Genomic DNA, 14,846 nt, shown 5'->3' on the forward strand with positions numbered 1-14,846 from the left:
GTCAGCCTACGAGGCGGCGGTGGTCGGGCCACTCTCAGGAGGCATCGTCCCGGTAACGCGGCAGGTCAGTTGTCGCGATCGTCCACTCGGCGATGGTGACGTCCTCGCCGTAGACGAAGTCCTTGCGGGTGGCGTATCGGGGGCCGCCGGGGGTGGGGTGGATGTCGGTGAGGACGGCGCCGGTTCCGGTACGGGGGTCGAAGATCGCGTAGACCGGGATGCCGATCAGGGGGTAGTCGCGCATCTTGGTGACCCAGTCGTTCTCGGGGTTGGACTTGGAGACCACTTCGATGGCGGCGATGACCGTACGGGGATCAATGGAGCCCTCAACGTTCAGATCGGTCCACGCGATCACCATGACGTCGGGGTGGCGCATGATGCCCTCAGGCTCGTCCTCCACATCGGGCGTGCCGTTGTGGGCCAGCAACTCGTCCGGCATGGACTTCTCCAGGCGGCGACTGACGTGCGCTGCCGTCACCTCGTGAGGCCCTCCCGGCGACATCATGTCGTGAACGATCCCTTCCTTGGTGATCTCGAATTTCCCGGGGAGGGTGTCGTCCGTCGACTGAACGAAGTCCCGCATGGTCCGGTACAGGCGGGAGGCGGCCTGTCGCGCGTCGTCCGGGGCGATGGTCATGGCGCTCGCTCCTCGTCGTCTGTGCCCGGGGGCAAGGATCGTCGCTTTCATGCTAGGCGGCCTCCAGGAGATCGGATCGGCAGTCGCGACAGCGACCGGGCTCGGGGGAACGGAAGGCCCGGTCGCAGCCGCTGTAGGCGGGCTGCGGTACGGCGGGGAGGGGCTTGCGTGGGGTGCGCTTCTTGGGCGGTGCAGGGGCGGCGGGGTGTGCGGGACGAGTGAGCTCGGAGGCCCTCTGTTCAGGGGCTGGTGCGTGGTGAGTGGGGCGCCCCGGGTTGGGCTCGGGCTCGACAAGGCGCTCAGCGTGCCCCTCGCTGCGGCGTCCGGGCTGGTTGCAGGAGACCGTGCGGGTGACGATGTTGCCGCCGGGGGTGCGTTCGCGCGTTCGGCGGAGGTAGCCGTGGGTTTCCAGTTCGCGCAGGGCGGCGGCGATACGGGCCGGGCTCTCCGGGAACTTCCTGGCGAGGGTCTTGATGTCGACGAGGGCCCCTGCGGGCAGTGACTGGATGTGGGTGCCCAGGCCGATCGCGAGCAGGGACAGCTCGGGGTGCTGGGCGAGGTGGTTGCCGATCACCGTGAAGCGGGTGGTGTGGCGGGCGTTGTCGTGGACGACGCCGGAGACACCGGAACTCGGCCGCCCGTGGGGATGGTTCTTGCCCGGGGTACGGGACTGGGCGTGCGAGGGCACGCTAAGGTTTTTCGTGTCCATCGGGAAGCCTCTATCTTCCTCGGTGGTCAGGCCCTCGCATTGGGACTGCAATCCCGGCGAGGGCCGTCTCATCTCTGCGGTTCTCTGCGAAGTTGCTGGTGGTGCTGCGCTGAGCGTAGGGCAGGCAACCGGGCACAAATCCAGCCGAGTTGGTGATATTCACTCGCGCGAGTGAGTTTGCGCGGCGGCGGCAGTACGGGCCGTGGGTGGCCGTCCCGGCGGGCGGGAGGGGTGGGGTTTGGTTGGGGTTCTTTCTCTCTGGTTGTTTCTTTCAAAGAAGACCGCTGGTCTCACCGGAACACGGGGAATCGAGTTCCGGTGAGACATCGATTTCCGCCCACACCGTCTTGCGAGGCCGAAGCCCCGGACCCCACCCCCACCGATCGGCAAGCCCCTCCACCAAGACGAGTCCCCGCCCGGACTCCGCATCGTCGGACGGAGGTTGAGGACACGGCGGGCGGTCACCACGCGTGTCGGTCACCTCGATGCGCAGGGTGGTGCCGATGACGTACACGGTGAGCCTGAAGTCGCGGCCCGGGACGCGTCCGTGGGTGACCGCGTTCGCCGCCAGCTCGGCGACGATCTGGCGGGCCGGGTGCACCGGCAGTCCCCAGGAGCGGAGTTGCTCGGCGGTGAGCAGCCGGGCCAGGCGGGCGCCACGAGGCGTGGGTGACAGACGCACGCTGAAGTTGCGGAAGGCGTGCTCGGGTTGGGCCGCGGGGGCGGCGATTTGTTGGTTCACGTCACTCACAGTGGCCGCACACATCTACCGTGATTAGTGACTCCGCCGTTGCGTACGGTGACTGTCCGGAGCTTGTCCGGTCGTGTCCGGGCTGTCGGGACGGGGCGTACGGGTAGGGCGGGGGCAACGTACAGCGCGGTACGACGGAGGGGCGCGGCATGAGCGTGGACAGTGACGCGGGGCAGCTCAAGGGCGAGGCGGACGAGCCGGGTTGGGAGGTGGACCCGGACGACGAGTGGGGGGTGGCGGTCGTGGCGACCGTCGGACGCCAGCTGAAGCTGCGCCGGGAGGCGGCGGGAATGCGGGCCGCCGACTTCGGCAGGGCACTGGGGTACGGCGAGGACATGGTCTACAAGATCGAGGGCGGGAAGCGCATCCCCCGGCCCGAGTACCTGGTGGAGGCCGACGAACTGCTGGGGGCGGACGGCCTCATCTCCGCCATGAACGAGGACCTGGAGAAGGTCCAGTACCCGAAGAAGGTACGGGCCATCGCGAAGATGGAGGCCCAGGCGGTAGAGATCGGCGTATACGTCGGACTCAGCCTCCACGGCCTGTTGCAGACGCCTGAGCATGCACGAGCCTTGTTCGAGGCGCGGCAACCGCCGTATTCAGAAGAGGAAGTTGAGCGCCTCGTGGCCGCCCGTATGGCCCGGAAATCGGTCTTCGGCAAGTCACCCGTGATCGCGCTGAGCTTCGTGCAGGAAGAGGCAGCACTGCGTCGACGTATCGGCGGCACAATGGTGCGACGCCGGCAGCTCGAACACTTGCTGGAGGTGGCGCACCTGCGCAACGTAACGTTCCAGGTGATGCCAACGGAGAGCGGCGCCCACCCTGGGGTGGATGGCAAGATCGAGTTGCTGAAGTTCGCGGACGGTACGGCTGTGGGGCGCTCCGACGGGGCGTTCAGCGGCCGTCCGACAACAGAGCCGAAGGAACTGCGCATCCTGGAGTTGCGCTACAGCACCATCAGGGCCGAGGCCCTCACCTCCAGGGAGTCACTCGCCTTCATCGAGCAACTACTGGGAGAGACATGATCCGCAAGCACCTCGCCGGAGACCCCTCCGAACTTGCGTGGTTCAAGAGCAGCTACAGCGACGGCACAGAGGGCGACTCCTGCGTCGAGATCGCCACCGCTCCCGGAACCATCCACGTGCGCGACTCCAAGAACACAGAGCACGGCCCTCGCCTGGCCTTCGCGCCCGCCGCCTGGTCGGCCTTCGTGCCGTACCCGACCGAACGCTGAGCGGCTGGTCGCGTGGACGCGTCGAGCCCACGCCAAGCCCGCTTCCCTGCGGTTCGGCGACGTGTCGGCCTCTGCATCGGGAGACGGGTTTACACGGCTTGCGGTCCTGGTGGTCAACAGCCCTGGGATGCCAACTGTCCCACCCGTAAGATCTTTACTCATTCCAGCCGATCGGCTGATTCCTTCAGATCAAAACAACGGGGGTGCCATGTCAGGCGAAGGCGAGCGCGCTCGGCTCGATCTCGACGTGATCAGAGGAATGGGTACGGGGCTCAACAACGTGAAGAAAGCATTCGACGGAATCGAAAAGCTTGGGCAATACCTGGAGGATTTCGGTGACGGCGATCTCGCCGATAAATTCGATGACTTCGTGGACAACTGGGAGATCAGTCGCGGGAAGCTGACGGAAGAGGTCGGCGCCATGGCCGAGATCGCCAAGGCGGCGGCGCAGGCGTACGAAGATATTGATCACCAGCTGGCTGAGGCGATCCGAGGTGCCCAGAGCTCCAAGAAAAAGGGGAAGTAGTTCATGGTGGGACGACCTCGCGATTGGCATCCGGTGGCGGAAAGTGATCCCATTCCTGGAGATCCCGACCAGATGGCGTCGTTGGGCAGGAAACTACGCAAGACTGCAGATGAACTTGAGCGTCAGATCAAGAATCTGAAAGCTATTACTGAAGTTGACGCCTGGGACAGCAAGGCCGGCAAGGAGTTCCGGGAGAGGGCCAAAGGCAACACCAAAAAACTCGAAGCCGCCTTCAAGAGGTACGACACAGCGGCTGATGCCATCGGTGCCGAGGTGACAGAAGTCGGCGGTGGCTACCAGGACAGGTTGCACGCCAGGCCCAAGAACTACGCTTCCGACCTGAACCGCGCCCAGGAGATCGCCGACGCAGCGCTGAAGGATGCGCAGGACGCGGAAGAACGCAAGGGCACCGCACAGAAGACCCTGGCCAACCTGTCCGACAAGGACGGGAAGAAGGACGACGACAGCGCCAAGGACCAGCGCAAGAAGCTGGAGTCCCAACTGGATGCCGCCGGGGGCGAGATCGAGGCGGCTCGGGAGAAGATCAGCGAAGCCAGGCGAATCCGGGATGATGCGGCGAAGCGTGCCCGCGACTCCCTCGATGCCGTCATCAACCACGACTCCCTGAAGGACGGCTTCTGGGAAACGTTGGTCAAGACGATCGCCGACGTCACGTCTGTCATCGCCACGGTGTGCGGGATTCTCTCACTGGTTGTCGGCTGGATCCCCGTGATCGGGCAGGCACTGGCCGGAGTCCTGGGCGCCATCGCGATGATCGCCACATTGATCAATTTCTTGGCGACCTTCGTGATGGTCCTCCAAGGAAACGCCGAATGGCTGGATCTGGGAATTTCCGCGCTCGGATTCATGATGATGGGTGTGGGTAAGGGGTTCTCCAAAGTCGCCGGAAAGTTTGCGAAGGGGGCGCTCGGCAAGTTGGGTAAGGCCGGAACTGCCAGAACCGCCCGCCAGGTGAGCCGAGCCAACAAGAACCTCAGGAGACTCTCCGGGAAGTCGTCGAAGCTCGGCAAAGGCGATGTATGGAAGTCGATTAAGGAACCATTCAGCGAGCCGTTCTCGAAGAGTTCATGGAGTAACAATCTCAAGACCCTGAAGCCTGGAAGCGGCAACTTCGTCGCGGCACGCAACGAAATCATGGCACGTGGCGGGGGAAGCGTCTTCAAAGGGCTGGGTAAGTCGTTCTCCATCGCCGATCCCGGTGTAGCCTCCGACCTCAAGTCCATCAAAATGGGCACCTCGGCACTCGGAGCTCAATTCGATTCCAACGCTGTAAATACGATCTCCAAAACGGCCAGCCGAATGTCTTTGGTCGGAGCTGGCATTACGCTGGGTGGCTTGGGTCTGGACGGTAACCTCAACCCGCTCCTGGGCTAAGCCCAGCGACCACGCCAAGGCGCGAAAGGAACAACATGACCACACCGGACAGTGGCGCTCCCCTGATCGAAGGCTTCGAGTGTCAAATCGACTTTCAGCCTGGATGGATCGACCTGACACTCAAAGAGGGCACGAAGGCCGAAGCCAAGGCGCTGGCCACAGAAGTTGTCAACAGACTCAATCCACTCGCACTGGAGATCGAGAATAGCGCGGTCTTCGATGACATGGTCGAGCGGGCCGTGAACCTGAACGACGATGTCCCAACCCTTGCTGCGGCGTACTACACCGAGAGCGGCGAGGCTCTCGCCAATCTGATGGTCGACTCCTACGGCGACGAGGGTGTGGATCGCCCCACCCGGGAAGAAGTTCAGCCGCTGCTCCTGGAGTGGGAGAACGCCGAGCCCAAAGGTGAACCACAGGTGACATATCTGGAGTTGCCTGCCGGACCAGCCGTTCGTGTGCAGTCGATGCTTCAGGTGAAGCGCATGTTCGGATTCGGACGGAAGTTGACCGAATTCATCAAGTACGCTGTTTTCCCACCCGGAATGAAGAGTCTCATTGTCGTGACGGTGACGTGGGAGGCGATCGCTCGCACGGAGGAAATCACGGAGCTGGCCGACGAGGCGGTCCAGACTCTGCGGATCACCCCGCTCGCCTCAGGAGACACCGAGTGAAGACAGCCGACGAGTTCACCTCACCTCCCCAGGACTACAACGTCGTCGTGCCGGACGGCTGGTTCCAGCTCGCACTGGATCCCGACGACCGGGATCGGGGCATCGTCGCCCTGGCTGATCGGCAGTTCCGCGGTGTGGACAACGCTCCTCATTTGAAGGAGCAGTTCATGCGGAATCTGCAGAAGCAGGCGAAAAACGCGTACAAGGTCGGCGGCACCGAGCTCTATATCTCCACCCTCGCTGTCGGACCTGTGCCGCTGGCATCGTCCCTGCTGATCAGTGTTCCGGCACCTGACGAGTGGCCCAAGTGCTCGGATGCCGAGGAACTCGCGGAACATCTGGCCGACCAGAACGACGATGACACCCAAGTAGGCGTTGTCGAGCTGGCCGTGGCGGGCAAGGCGGTGCGCCAGCGTCGCAGGGCGGCTGCTGCTCCTGAGGCACAGATGGGCAACACCCTCCCGACCACGACGCTCACGTACTACGTGCCCATTCCCGCCACCAGTCGCTGGCTGATGTTGAACTTCTCCACACCGATAGATCCTCTTGCGGACCAGATGGTGGCACTGTTCGACACGGTGGCAGGGACGTTGCATTGGGGCTGAGCCGATGACGGAGAAACAGAGCGAAGGGTTCCGGTTGCGTGAAGGACTCGGGATCGCCGGGTTCGTGATCACTCTGGTGGGTGCCGGTGCTGTTCTTGTGTTCGTCCTGGGCGCCTGGAAGGCATTCGTGCGGAATACGGCACCTACGTTGCTGGACCTGCCTGGTGGGCCCTGGACCTTTGGGATTCTCTGCGGTCTGATCTCGGTCTTCGGGGTGTTCTCCGGGCACCGCCTCCTCGTGGCCGACCCGTATGGAGAGGCGTGGATTCCACGCGTGGCTCGCTCCACCGCGACGGCTGTCTGCTGGGGCGGGGCACTGGCATCCCTGAGCTACGTACTGGGCTCTCTACCTGGCAGGAACTGCCCGTCGTACAGGGCATGCGCCTACATCCCCGGTACAGGCAGCGCACTCATTGCGTACGCGGGCACCACGGCCGTCGTCGGGTGGCTCGTCCACCGCGTGAGCAACGCGCGAGTCGAGAAGCGTCGGGCGCTCGAGCGCGAACGTGTACGCAAGATGCGCAAAAAGGGGAAGGGCAAGAGCCGGGCGGCGGCACGGCGCGGGTAGTCAGTTGCGGGACTCGGCGTACCCGACCGAACACTGACCGGCTCGCCGCACGGACGCGGCGAGCCCGGCCTCACAGGTTGACGCGCTTGACGTATACGCGCTTGCGGTACTCGACGACCTGGTACCAGACGAGGATTGTTCCGGTGCTGTAGGTGCGTAGCCGCATCGGGTTCTGGTCCTCGTCGAGGCGGCCCTCCGGGCCGAGACCGTATGCGGCCAGGTCTGCCAGCGCGGAGGCGATGACAGCGACCGCCTCCCGGTCCGGGGCCTTCATGCCGCCGACAACCCACTCGGGGTCAGGGTCATACTCCCAGGCCCACCCTGTGATGTCGTCCTCAATGCCTTCTTGCCGATCGTTCACCGCAGCGCGACTCCGGCCTCCTCGGATGCCGTGTCGAGTATGCGGGTGACCACGGCTTGGGCCTGCCGGAAGGCGGCCTCCGGAGCGCTCGGATCGGAGATGGTCCGCTCGGCCTCGCGCATCATGCCCGCCTGCTCAGGGTGGCGCTCGATGGCGACGAGCGTTGCCCACTTCTCCAGGAACAGCCGCATGGGTGTGATGGACGAGAGCTGGATGGCCTGGTCGAAGGCCTCACCGAGGTCGCGGTCGAACTCGGGAAGCCGGGCGAGCGCGATCTGCTTGACGGCTTCACGCAGGGCATCGCGAGTGGTCGGCGGCTGCGGGATGAGCGGTGGCCGTGTCTCGGCGTGCTGTGCACTCATACGTGTTCCCTTCGACGCTGCTCGCCACGACCCTAGCCGCCCTCGCATGCAGAGGGCGAGTTGTTCAGGGCCCGGCGCCCAGCACGTCGAGGGCCTGAACGGCGCACCACGTGTCAGTGCGTCGCGAGCGATCATGTCCCCGTAGGCCCTATGGTCACGGGCGCGCCAGGGAAGCGGAACGTGTCCGCCGAATTCGGGCTCCGGTCACCCACCCACCGGAGCCCACCGGCAACCACCCCAACCCACCGACAGCCCGCCCAAAGGCGCCGCCCAGCAGACCAGGGTCAGAACTTCAGGTCGCCGATCATGCCCGCGATGCTTGTCGTCAGGTCGCTGATCGTCGGGGCGAAGGTTGATGAGGCCATGTAGAACCCCAGCAGCATGCACACCACCGCATGCCCTCCCTTGAGACCCGACTTCTTGATCAGCAAGAAGACGATGATCGCCAGCAGCACTACCGCCGAAATCGAGAGCGCCACGGCGGCTCACCTCCAAAGGGCCCAGGGACCGGGGGTCGGACTATGGGGGCAGTAAATCCATACAGTGGCCAGCAGGTTCATACCCACTCGCCGCCAGTGATCATAACTATTCGCCCGCGCGCATCGGTCGGCGCACTGCCGCACAAGGGGGCGCATGGCCAATATGGTCGGGGCATGACGACCGAGCCTGTGTCCTTCCCCCGCCGGCACGCCCGCACCCAGCGATTCACACTCGGCGCGCCTCGCGCGTTCGCCGTGGCGCCCGACGGTTCGCGGGTCGCCTACCTGCGGTCCTCCGCCGGTACCGACCGGGCCAACAAGCTGTGGGTGCTCGATCTCCCGGACGGTGGTGAGCGCGTCGTCGCCGACCCGTTCGTGCTTCTTGGCGGGGCCGGCGAGAAGCTGTCCGCCGAGGAGCGGGCGCGTCGGGAGCGCAGCCGTGAGGGCAGTGCCGGGATCGTCGGATACGCCACCGACTCGGCCGTCGAACTGGCCGCCTTCGCCTTGTCCGGGCGGCTTTTCGTGGCCGAACTACAGGCCGGGACAGTGCGCGAGATCCCCGCCCGGGGGCAGGTGATCGACCCGCGCCCCTCCCCCGACGGACGCCTCGTCGCATACGTCGCGGACGGTGCCCTGTGTCTCACCGACCTGGCCGGCGAGCAGGCTCACGCGATCGCGGAGCCCGAGTCGGAGACGGTGACGTACGGGCTGGCCGAGTTCATCGCGGCCGAGGAGATGGACCGTTCGCGCGGCTTCTGGTGGTCCCCGGAGTCCGACCGGCTGCTGGTCGCGCGGGCCGACGACGCGCCCGTGAACCGCTGGTGGATCGCCGATCCGGCCCATCCGGAACGGGAGCCGCAACAGGTCGCGTATCCGGCGGCGGGCACCCTGAACGCGGAGGTGCGGCTCTTCGTACTCACCCTCGAAGGGGTGCGCACCGAGGTCGTCTGGGATCGGAAGAAGTACCCCTATCTGGCGCGTGTGCACTGGTCAGGGGCGGGTGCGCCGCTGATTCTGGTGCAGTCGCGGGACCAGCGCGGGCAGCTTTTCCTGGCTGTGGACCCGGACAACGGGACGACCCGGATGGTGCATGCGGAGGAAGATCCACATTGGCTGGATCTTTTCCCCGGCGTGCCCTGCTGGAGCCCCTCCGGACAGCTCGTGCGTATCGCCGACGAGGGTGGCGCCAGGGTGCTGGCGGTCGGTGAACGGCCCCTGACGGGAGCCCAGTTGCACATCCGGGCGGTGCTGGACGTGACGGCCGACGACGTGCTCGTGTCGGCGTCTGCAGGTGAGGCGGCGGTCGGTTCCGAGATCGGCGAAGTACACGTCTATCGAGTGAATGAGCTCGGACTGGAGCGAGTCTCGCAAGAGCCCGGCGTGCACTCGGCGGTTCGCGCCGGGGGCGTGACCGTGCTCGTGTCGGCGGTGCCGGACCGGCCGGGGGCCCAGGTGCAGGTGCTGCGCGACGGGAAGAGGGCGGCGACCGTCACCTCGTATGCCGAAGACCCCGGTTTGTCCCCGCGCGTGACCTTCACCGAGGGGGGCGCACGCCGAATTCCATGCGCCCTGCTTATGCCGACCGACTACGACGGCGTCACTCGCCTCCCTGTCCTCATGGACCCCTACGGCGGTCCGCACGGCCCCCGCGTGGTCGCCGCGCACAACGCGCACCTCACCTCGCAGTGGTTCGCCGACCAGGGGTTCGCGGTGGTCGTGGCCGACGGGCGAGGTACGCCGGGGCGGTCGCCCGCCTGGGAGAAGGCCGTCCACGGCGACTTCACGGTGTCGCTGGACGACCAGGTCGACGCCCTGCTCGACCTCGCCGAGCGTTACCCGCTCGATCTCTCCCGGGTGGCGATCCGGGGCTGGTCGTACGGCGGCTGGCTCGCGGGTCTTGCGGTGCTGCGGCGCCCGGACGTCTTCCACGCGGGTATCGCGGGCGCCCCGGTGACCGACTGGCGGCTGTACGACACGCACTACACGGAGCGGTATCTCGGCGACCCGGCCGCGGCCCCGGAGGCGTACGCGAACAGTTCGCTCGTCACCGATGAGGGTCTGTCGTCCCCCGCCGAGCCGCACCGGCCGCTGATGGTCGTCCACGGCACCGCCGACGACAACGTGGTCTTCGCCCACGCCCTGCGACTGTCCTCGGCCCTGCTGGCCGCGGGCCGCCCGCACGAACTGCTCCCGCTGTCGGGCGTCACCCACATGACCCCGCAGGAACAGGTCGCGGAGAACCTGCTGCTGCTTCAGGTGGACTTCCTGAAGCGGGCGTTGGGGATGGCGTAAGTCTCGCGCAGGCCTCACGCAGGTCCTCGTGCGGGCACGGCAACGGGCTGGGGCTACATGGCGAGCCCCAGCCCGTTTACGGCACCCGCACGGCCGTACGTTCCTCAGAGTGGACCGTCCATATATCGAGACCGGGTCAGCCAAGTTGCCTGCGTGTAAACGCGGTTCGTGCATATTTATGCACTTATTTCACCCCGTTGGCAAGATCGTCCACAGCATCCGAAGGAGGCTCCCCCGTCGGCACCACCCGCTTCTCCTCCGCGAAATGGCAGGCCGAGGCATGCGCGGCCGGCCCCGTCGTCAGCCGGAACTCCGCGGGGACCGCCAGCAGCGGCACCTCCATGGCACACCGCTCCCGCGCCTTCCAGCAGCGGGTGCGGAAGCGGCAACCGGAGGGCGGGTTGGCCGGGGAGGGCACGTCACCGGTGAGGATGATGCGCTCCCGGTGTTCGCGGGCCTCGGGGTCGGGGACGGGCACGGCGGACAGGAGTGCCTGGGTGTAGGGGTGCGTCGGGTGGTCGTAGATCTCGGCGTCCCGGCCCGTCTCCACGATCCGGCCGAGGTACATCACCCCGACCCGGTCCGAGATGTGCCGCACGATCGACAGGTCGTGGGCGATGAAGACGTACGAGAGGGCGAACTCGCTCTGGAGCCGGTCCAGGAGGTTGATCACCTGTGCCTGCACCGAGACGTCGAGCGCCGACACCGGTTCGTCGGCCACGATGATCTCGGGGCGCAGCGCCAACCCCCTCGCGATACCGATGCGTTGACGCTGGCCGCCGGAGAACTGGTGGGGATAGCGGTTGATGTACTCGGGGTTGAGACCGACCACGTCCAGCAGTTCCTGGACCTTGCGGCGCCGGTCGCCCTTGGGCGCGACCTCGGGGTGGATCTCGTAGGGCTCCCCGATGATGTCGCCGACCGTCATACGGGGGTTGAGGGAGGTGTACGGGTCCTGGAAGACCATCTGGATGTTGCGGCGTACGGCCTTCAGGGCGCGGCCGGACATCCTGGTGATGTCCTCGCCCTTGTACTTGATGACGCCTGCCGTCGGTTTCTCCAGGTTGACCAGCATCTTGGCGACCGTCGACTTGCCGCAGCCCGACTCGCCCACGATGCCCAGGGTTTCGCCGGCGCCGAGCGCGAAGTCGACGCCGTCGACCGCCCGGACGGCGCCCACCTGCTTTCTGAAGAGGATGCCCTGGGTGAGCGGGTAGTGCTTGACCAGCCCGGTCACTTCGAGAATCGGCTCGCGAATCGGCTCAGTGGCCGCGACGGCCTCAGTGGTCGTGGGCATCGAGCGTCTCCTTCCAGAAGAAGCAGGCGCTTCTGCGGACCCCGTCCGCCGAGTCCACCTCGTACAGCGGGGGTACGTCCGTGCGGCAGATGTCCTGGGCCATCGGGCAGCGCGGGTTGAAGGCGCAGCCCGGCGGGATGTGCATCAGGTTCGGCGGGAGGCCCTTGATGGCGTACAGCTCGCGGCCCTTCTGGTCGAGGCGCGGGATCGACTCCAGCAGGCCCTTGGTGTACGGGTGGGCGGGCGCCTTGTAGATGTCGTGGACCGGCGCCGACTCGATGATCCGGCCCGCGTACATGACCGCGATCCTGTCGGCCACGTCCGCGACGACTCCGAGGTCGTGGGTGATGAGGATCAGGCCCATGTTCAGCTCACGCCGCAACTCGGCGAGCAGGTCCATGACCTGGGCCTGGACGGTGACGTCGAGGGCCGTCGTCGGTTCGTCGGCGATGATCAGGGCCGGTTCCAGGGCCAGCGCCATGGCGATCATGATGCGCTGGCGCATGCCCCCGGAGAACTGGTGCGGATAGTCCCGTACGCGCTGGGCGGCGGCCGGGATACGGACCCGGTCCATCAGCTCGATCGCCTTGGTACGGGCGTCCTTTCGGGACATTCCGCGGTGCACGGTGAACATCTCGCCGAGCTGGTCACCGACGGAGAGGACCGGGTTGAGGGAGGACAGGGCGTCCTGGAAGATCATCGCCATCTGGGCGCCCCGGACCTTGCGGCGCTCCTCCTCCTTGAAGGTGAGCAGGTCCTTGCCCTGGAAGAGGATCTCGCCGCCGGTGATCTTCCCGGGCGGGGTGTCGAGGATGCCCATGACCGCCTGGGCCGTCACCGACTTGCCGGAGCCGGACTCGCCCAGCACGGCGAGGGTCTCGCCCTCGTCCACGGCGTAGGTGACACCGTTGACGGCCTTGGCGACCCCGTCCCGGGTTCTGAACTCCACGTGGAGGTCGCGTACTTCGAGGAGCATGACGCCGGTCACCTCAGCTTCGGGTCGAGGGCGTCGCGCACCGCGTCGCCGAGCATGATGAACGCGAGCACGGTGACCGCGAGCGCTCCGGAGGGCCACAGGAGGGCGTGCGGGGCGTTGCGGATGTACGGGGAGGCCGCGCTGATGTCGATGCCCCAGGAGACGGTGGGCGGCTTCAGACCGACGCCCAGGTACGACAGGGTGGCCTCCAGGGCGATGTACGTGCCGAGCGCGATGGTCGCCACGACGATCACGGGTGCCACGGCGTTGGGCGCGATGTGGCGCAGCAGCATGCGGGAGTTGGAGGCGCCCAGCGCGCGGGCGGCCTGGACGTAGTCGTTCTGTTTGACGGTGATGACCGAGCCGCGGGCGATACGGGAGAGCTGCGGCCAGCCGAGCAGCACCATGAACCCGATGACCGGCCAGACCGTCGAGCTGGTCACCACGGAGAGCAGGACCAGACCGCCGAGGACGACGGGGATCGCGAAGAAGACGTCGGTGATGCGGGACAGCACCGAGTCCCAGACCCCGCCGAAGAACCCGGCGAGGCCGCCGAGGACGGACCCGAGGATCGCGACCCCGAGCGTGGCGCAGACGCCGACCGTGACGGACGTACGGGCGCCGTAGACCGTGCGCGTGTAGACGTCGCAGCCCTGGCCGTCGTAGCCGAAGGGATGGCCGGGCCCGGAGCTCTTCTGGGCGTTGGCGAGGTCGCACTTCAGCGGGTTGCCGGAGGCGATCAGCGAGGGCCAGACGGAGATGACGACCAGGAAGAGGATGACGAGCGCGGAGATGATGAAGACGGGGTTGCGGCGCAGGTCCAGCCAGGCGTCCGACCAGAGGGAACGGGGTTTGTCGGTGGGGTCCCCGCCCCGCCCGGAGCCCGGGCCCTTCTCCAGGGTCTCCGCCTCGCTCGCGGCGAGGTCCATGGCGCCGCCCATGCCGGTCGCGGCGATGGCCCCCTCGGTTGCGCCCGTGGCGCCCGTGGACCGGTGTTCAGGCATAGCGGATCCTCGGGTCGAGTACGGCGTACAGGAGGTCGACGAGCAGGTTGGCGACCAGGAAGACGAGGACGAGGACGGTCACGAAGCCGACGACCGTCTGGGTGTTCTGGCGGAGGATGCCCTGGTAGAGCTGGAAGCCGACGCCGTGGATGTTGAAGATCCGCTCGGTGACGATCGCCCCGCCCATCAGCGCGCCGACGTCCGTGCCGATGAAGGTGACCACGGGGATCAGGGAGTTGCGGAGCAGGTGGCGGGTGATCACCCGGCGCCTGGGCAGGCCCTTGGCGACCGCTGTACGGACGTAGTCGGAGCGTCTGTTCTCAGCGATGGACGTACGGGTCAGGCGGGTCACGTAGGCCAGCGAGACCGAGGCCAGGACCAGGCCCGGCACGATCAGTTCGTCGAAGGGGGCGTCCGTCGACACCGAGGGCTTGATCCAGCCCCACTCGACGCCCAGCAGCAGCTGGAGCAGCAGACCGGTGACGAAGGTCGGCACCGAGATGACGACCAGGGTGACCAGGAGGACGCCGCTGTCGACGGGCCTGCCCCGGCGCAGGCCCGTGATCACGCCCAGGGTGATGCCGATGACGACCTCGAAGACGACCGCCACGATCGTGAGCCGAATGGTCACGGGGAACGCCGTCGACATCAGCTCGGTGACCTTCTGGCCGTTGAAGGCGGTGCCGAAGTCGCCGGTGAAGACGTTGCCCATGTAGGTCAGGTACTGCTGCCACACGGGCTTGTCGAGGCCGAACTCCTTGCGGAGCTGGGCGGCCGTGGCCGGGTCGCACTGCCGGTCGCCGCAGAGGCCCGCGACGGGGTCGCCCATCACGTTCACCATCAGGAAGATCAACAGTGTGGCGCCGATGAAGACCGGGATCATCTGCAGCAGACGCCGGATTACGTACCGTCCCATGAGGGCTCCGGAGGTAGTGGGGGCGGGCGCTTGCGTGGGCCCGCCCCCGGCGGCTCAGCC

18 protein-coding genes are annotated in these 14,846 nt (G+C 66.6%); 8 read left to right on the top strand and 10 right to left on the bottom strand.

Annotated features, from left to right (window positions below; all coding sequences use genetic code 11):
• Window positions 1-34 precede the first annotated feature (34 nt).
• From G3I56_RS35845 to G3I56_RS35855, 3 genes are all read right to left on the bottom strand, one after another.
• A complete protein-coding gene (locus G3I56_RS35845; RefSeq protein ID WP_164416501.1) occupies window positions 35-637 on the bottom strand; it encodes a Uma2 family endonuclease in 603 nt (200 codons plus the stop codon).
• A 52-nt stretch (window positions 638-689) separates the two neighbouring features.
• A complete protein-coding gene (locus G3I56_RS35850) occupies window positions 690-1,346 on the bottom strand; it encodes a helix-turn-helix domain-containing protein (RefSeq protein WP_164416503.1) in 657 nt (218 codons plus the stop codon).
• A gap of 271 nt (window positions 1,347-1,617) precedes the next feature.
• Window positions 1,618-2,088 carry an ATP-binding protein gene (locus G3I56_RS35855; protein ID WP_164416505.1) on the bottom strand — a complete coding sequence of 157 codons (471 nt, stop codon included), beginning with the start codon at window positions 2,086-2,088 and terminating at the stop codon, window positions 1,618-1,620.
• A gap of 158 nt (window positions 2,089-2,246) precedes the next feature.
• Here G3I56_RS35855 and G3I56_RS35860 point away from each other — a divergent pair, with 158 nt between their 5' ends.
• The 7 genes from G3I56_RS35860 (at window position 2,247) to G3I56_RS35890 (ending at window position 7,099) form a co-directional block, all read left to right on the top strand.
• The gene (locus G3I56_RS35860; protein ID WP_164416507.1) at window positions 2,247-3,122 is read left to right on the top strand and encodes a helix-turn-helix transcriptional regulator; all 876 of its coding nucleotides are present in this window, start codon (window positions 2,247-2,249) and stop codon (window positions 3,120-3,122) included.
• Window positions 3,119-3,331: a DUF397 domain-containing protein gene (locus G3I56_RS35865; protein ID WP_164416509.1), complete on the top strand. Its 213-nt coding sequence runs from the start codon at window positions 3,119-3,121 to the stop codon at window positions 3,329-3,331. The genes G3I56_RS35860 and G3I56_RS35865 overlap by 4 nt, the downstream gene beginning before the upstream one ends.
• A gap of 208 nt (window positions 3,332-3,539) precedes the next feature.
• Window positions 3,540-3,857, top strand: coding sequence for a hypothetical protein (locus G3I56_RS35870; protein ID WP_164416511.1), 318 nt, complete (start codon window positions 3,540-3,542; stop codon window positions 3,855-3,857).
• Window positions 3,858-3,860: 3 nt separating this feature from the next.
• Entirely contained in the window at window positions 3,861-5,252 is a 1,392-nt protein-coding gene (locus tag G3I56_RS35875) for a putative T7SS-secreted protein (RefSeq protein ID WP_164416513.1), read from the top strand.
• Window positions 5,253-5,287: 35 nt separating this feature from the next.
• Window positions 5,288-5,926 carry a hypothetical protein gene (locus G3I56_RS35880; RefSeq protein ID WP_164416515.1) on the top strand — a complete coding sequence of 213 codons (639 nt, stop codon included), beginning with the start codon at window positions 5,288-5,290 and terminating at the stop codon, window positions 5,924-5,926.
• A complete protein-coding gene (locus G3I56_RS35885) occupies window positions 5,923-6,531 on the top strand; it encodes a hypothetical protein (protein ID WP_164416517.1) in 609 nt (202 codons plus the stop codon). The genes G3I56_RS35880 and G3I56_RS35885 overlap by 4 nt, the downstream gene beginning before the upstream one ends.
• A gap of 4 nt (window positions 6,532-6,535) precedes the next feature.
• Window positions 6,536-7,099 carry a hypothetical protein gene (locus tag G3I56_RS35890; protein ID WP_164416518.1) on the top strand — a complete coding sequence of 188 codons (564 nt, stop codon included), beginning with the start codon at window positions 6,536-6,538 and terminating at the stop codon, window positions 7,097-7,099.
• Window positions 7,100-7,169: 70 nt separating this feature from the next.
• Here G3I56_RS35890 and G3I56_RS35895 read toward each other — a convergent pair whose 3' ends face one another.
• The 3 genes from G3I56_RS35895 to G3I56_RS35905 form a co-directional block, all read right to left on the bottom strand.
• Window positions 7,170-7,460, bottom strand: a complete 291-nt coding sequence (locus G3I56_RS35895) for a hypothetical protein (RefSeq protein WP_164416520.1) — start codon at window positions 7,458-7,460, stop codon at window positions 7,170-7,172.
• A complete protein-coding gene (locus G3I56_RS35900; protein ID WP_164416522.1) occupies window positions 7,457-7,822 on the bottom strand; it encodes a DUF6247 family protein in 366 nt (121 codons plus the stop codon). The genes G3I56_RS35895 and G3I56_RS35900 overlap by 4 nt, the downstream gene beginning before the upstream one ends.
• Before the next feature lie 284 nt (window positions 7,823-8,106).
• A complete protein-coding gene (locus G3I56_RS35905; protein WP_006375723.1) occupies window positions 8,107-8,301 on the bottom strand; it encodes a hypothetical protein in 195 nt (64 codons plus the stop codon).
• Window positions 8,302-8,475: 174 nt separating this feature from the next.
• Here G3I56_RS35905 and G3I56_RS35910 point away from each other — a divergent pair, with 174 nt between their 5' ends.
• Window positions 8,476-10,593, top strand: a complete 2,118-nt coding sequence (locus G3I56_RS35910) for a prolyl oligopeptidase family serine peptidase (RefSeq protein ID WP_164416524.1) — start codon at window positions 8,476-8,478, stop codon at window positions 10,591-10,593.
• 184 nt (window positions 10,594-10,777) lie between these two features.
• On the opposite strand, the gene G3I56_RS35915 is transcribed toward G3I56_RS35910, so the two are convergent.
• The 4 genes from G3I56_RS35915 to G3I56_RS35930 are packed head-to-tail and all read right to left on the bottom strand — an operon-like array spanning window position 10,778 to window position 14,786.
• A complete protein-coding gene (locus G3I56_RS35915; RefSeq protein WP_164416526.1) occupies window positions 10,778-11,890 on the bottom strand; it encodes a dipeptide ABC transporter ATP-binding protein in 1,113 nt (370 codons plus the stop codon).
• Complete coding sequence (locus G3I56_RS35920) at window positions 11,874-12,866, bottom strand: ABC transporter ATP-binding protein (protein WP_164416528.1); 993 nt, start codon at window positions 12,864-12,866, stop codon at window positions 11,874-11,876. Before G3I56_RS35920 ends, G3I56_RS35915 begins: the two co-directional genes overlap by 17 nt.
• Before the next feature lie 8 nt (window positions 12,867-12,874).
• Window positions 12,875-13,870 (bottom strand): ABC transporter permease, encoded by a 996-nt coding sequence (locus G3I56_RS35925; protein WP_164416530.1) that lies wholly within the window; start codon window positions 13,868-13,870, stop codon window positions 12,875-12,877.
• The gene (locus G3I56_RS35930) at window positions 13,863-14,786 is read right to left on the bottom strand and encodes an ABC transporter permease (protein ID WP_164416532.1); all 924 of its coding nucleotides are present in this window, start codon (window positions 14,784-14,786) and stop codon (window positions 13,863-13,865) included. Before G3I56_RS35930 ends, G3I56_RS35925 begins: the two co-directional genes overlap by 8 nt.
• Between the last annotated feature and the right edge of the window lie 60 nt (window positions 14,787-14,846).

Origin of the sequence: Streptomyces sp. SID12488, assembly GCF_010548275.1 — a bacterium.
GTDB lineage: Bacteria > Actinomycetota > Actinomycetes > Streptomycetales > Streptomycetaceae > Streptomyces.

Excerpts from the sequence above, each read along its gene's own strand:
- G3I56_RS35845 (WP_164416501.1), bottom strand. The coding sequence starts at position 637 with ATGACCATCGCCCCGGACGACGCGCGACAGGCCGCCTCCCGCCTGTAC.
- G3I56_RS35850 (WP_164416503.1), bottom strand. The coding sequence starts at position 1,346 with ATGGACACGAAAAACCTTAGCGTGCCCTCGCACGCCCAGTCCCGTACC.
- G3I56_RS35860 (WP_164416507.1), top strand. The coding sequence starts at position 2,247 with ATGAGCGTGGACAGTGACGCGGGGCAGCTCAAGGGCGAGGCGGACGAG.
- G3I56_RS35865 (WP_164416509.1), top strand. The coding sequence starts at position 3,119 with ATGATCCGCAAGCACCTCGCCGGAGACCCCTCCGAACTTGCGTGGTTC.
- G3I56_RS35870 (WP_164416511.1), top strand. The coding sequence starts at position 3,540 with ATGTCAGGCGAAGGCGAGCGCGCTCGGCTCGATCTCGACGTGATCAGA.
- G3I56_RS35875 (WP_164416513.1), top strand. The coding sequence starts at position 3,861 with ATGGTGGGACGACCTCGCGATTGGCATCCGGTGGCGGAAAGTGATCCC.
- G3I56_RS35880 (WP_164416515.1), top strand. The coding sequence starts at position 5,288 with ATGACCACACCGGACAGTGGCGCTCCCCTGATCGAAGGCTTCGAGTGT.
- G3I56_RS35890 (WP_164416518.1), top strand. The coding sequence starts at position 6,536 with ATGACGGAGAAACAGAGCGAAGGGTTCCGGTTGCGTGAAGGACTCGGG.
- G3I56_RS35900 (WP_164416522.1), bottom strand. The coding sequence starts at position 7,822 with ATGAGTGCACAGCACGCCGAGACACGGCCACCGCTCATCCCGCAGCCG.
- G3I56_RS35910 (WP_164416524.1), top strand. The coding sequence starts at position 8,476 with ATGACGACCGAGCCTGTGTCCTTCCCCCGCCGGCACGCCCGCACCCAG.
- G3I56_RS35915 (WP_164416526.1), bottom strand. The coding sequence starts at position 11,890 with ATGCCCACGACCACTGAGGCCGTCGCGGCCACTGAGCCGATTCGCGAG.
- G3I56_RS35920 (WP_164416528.1), bottom strand. The coding sequence starts at position 12,866 with ATGCTCCTCGAAGTACGCGACCTCCACGTGGAGTTCAGAACCCGGGAC.
- G3I56_RS35925 (WP_164416530.1), bottom strand. The coding sequence starts at position 13,870 with ATGCCTGAACACCGGTCCACGGGCGCCACGGGCGCAACCGAGGGGGCC.
- G3I56_RS35930 (WP_164416532.1), bottom strand. The coding sequence starts at position 14,786 with ATGGGACGGTACGTAATCCGGCGTCTGCTGCAGATGATCCCGGTCTTC.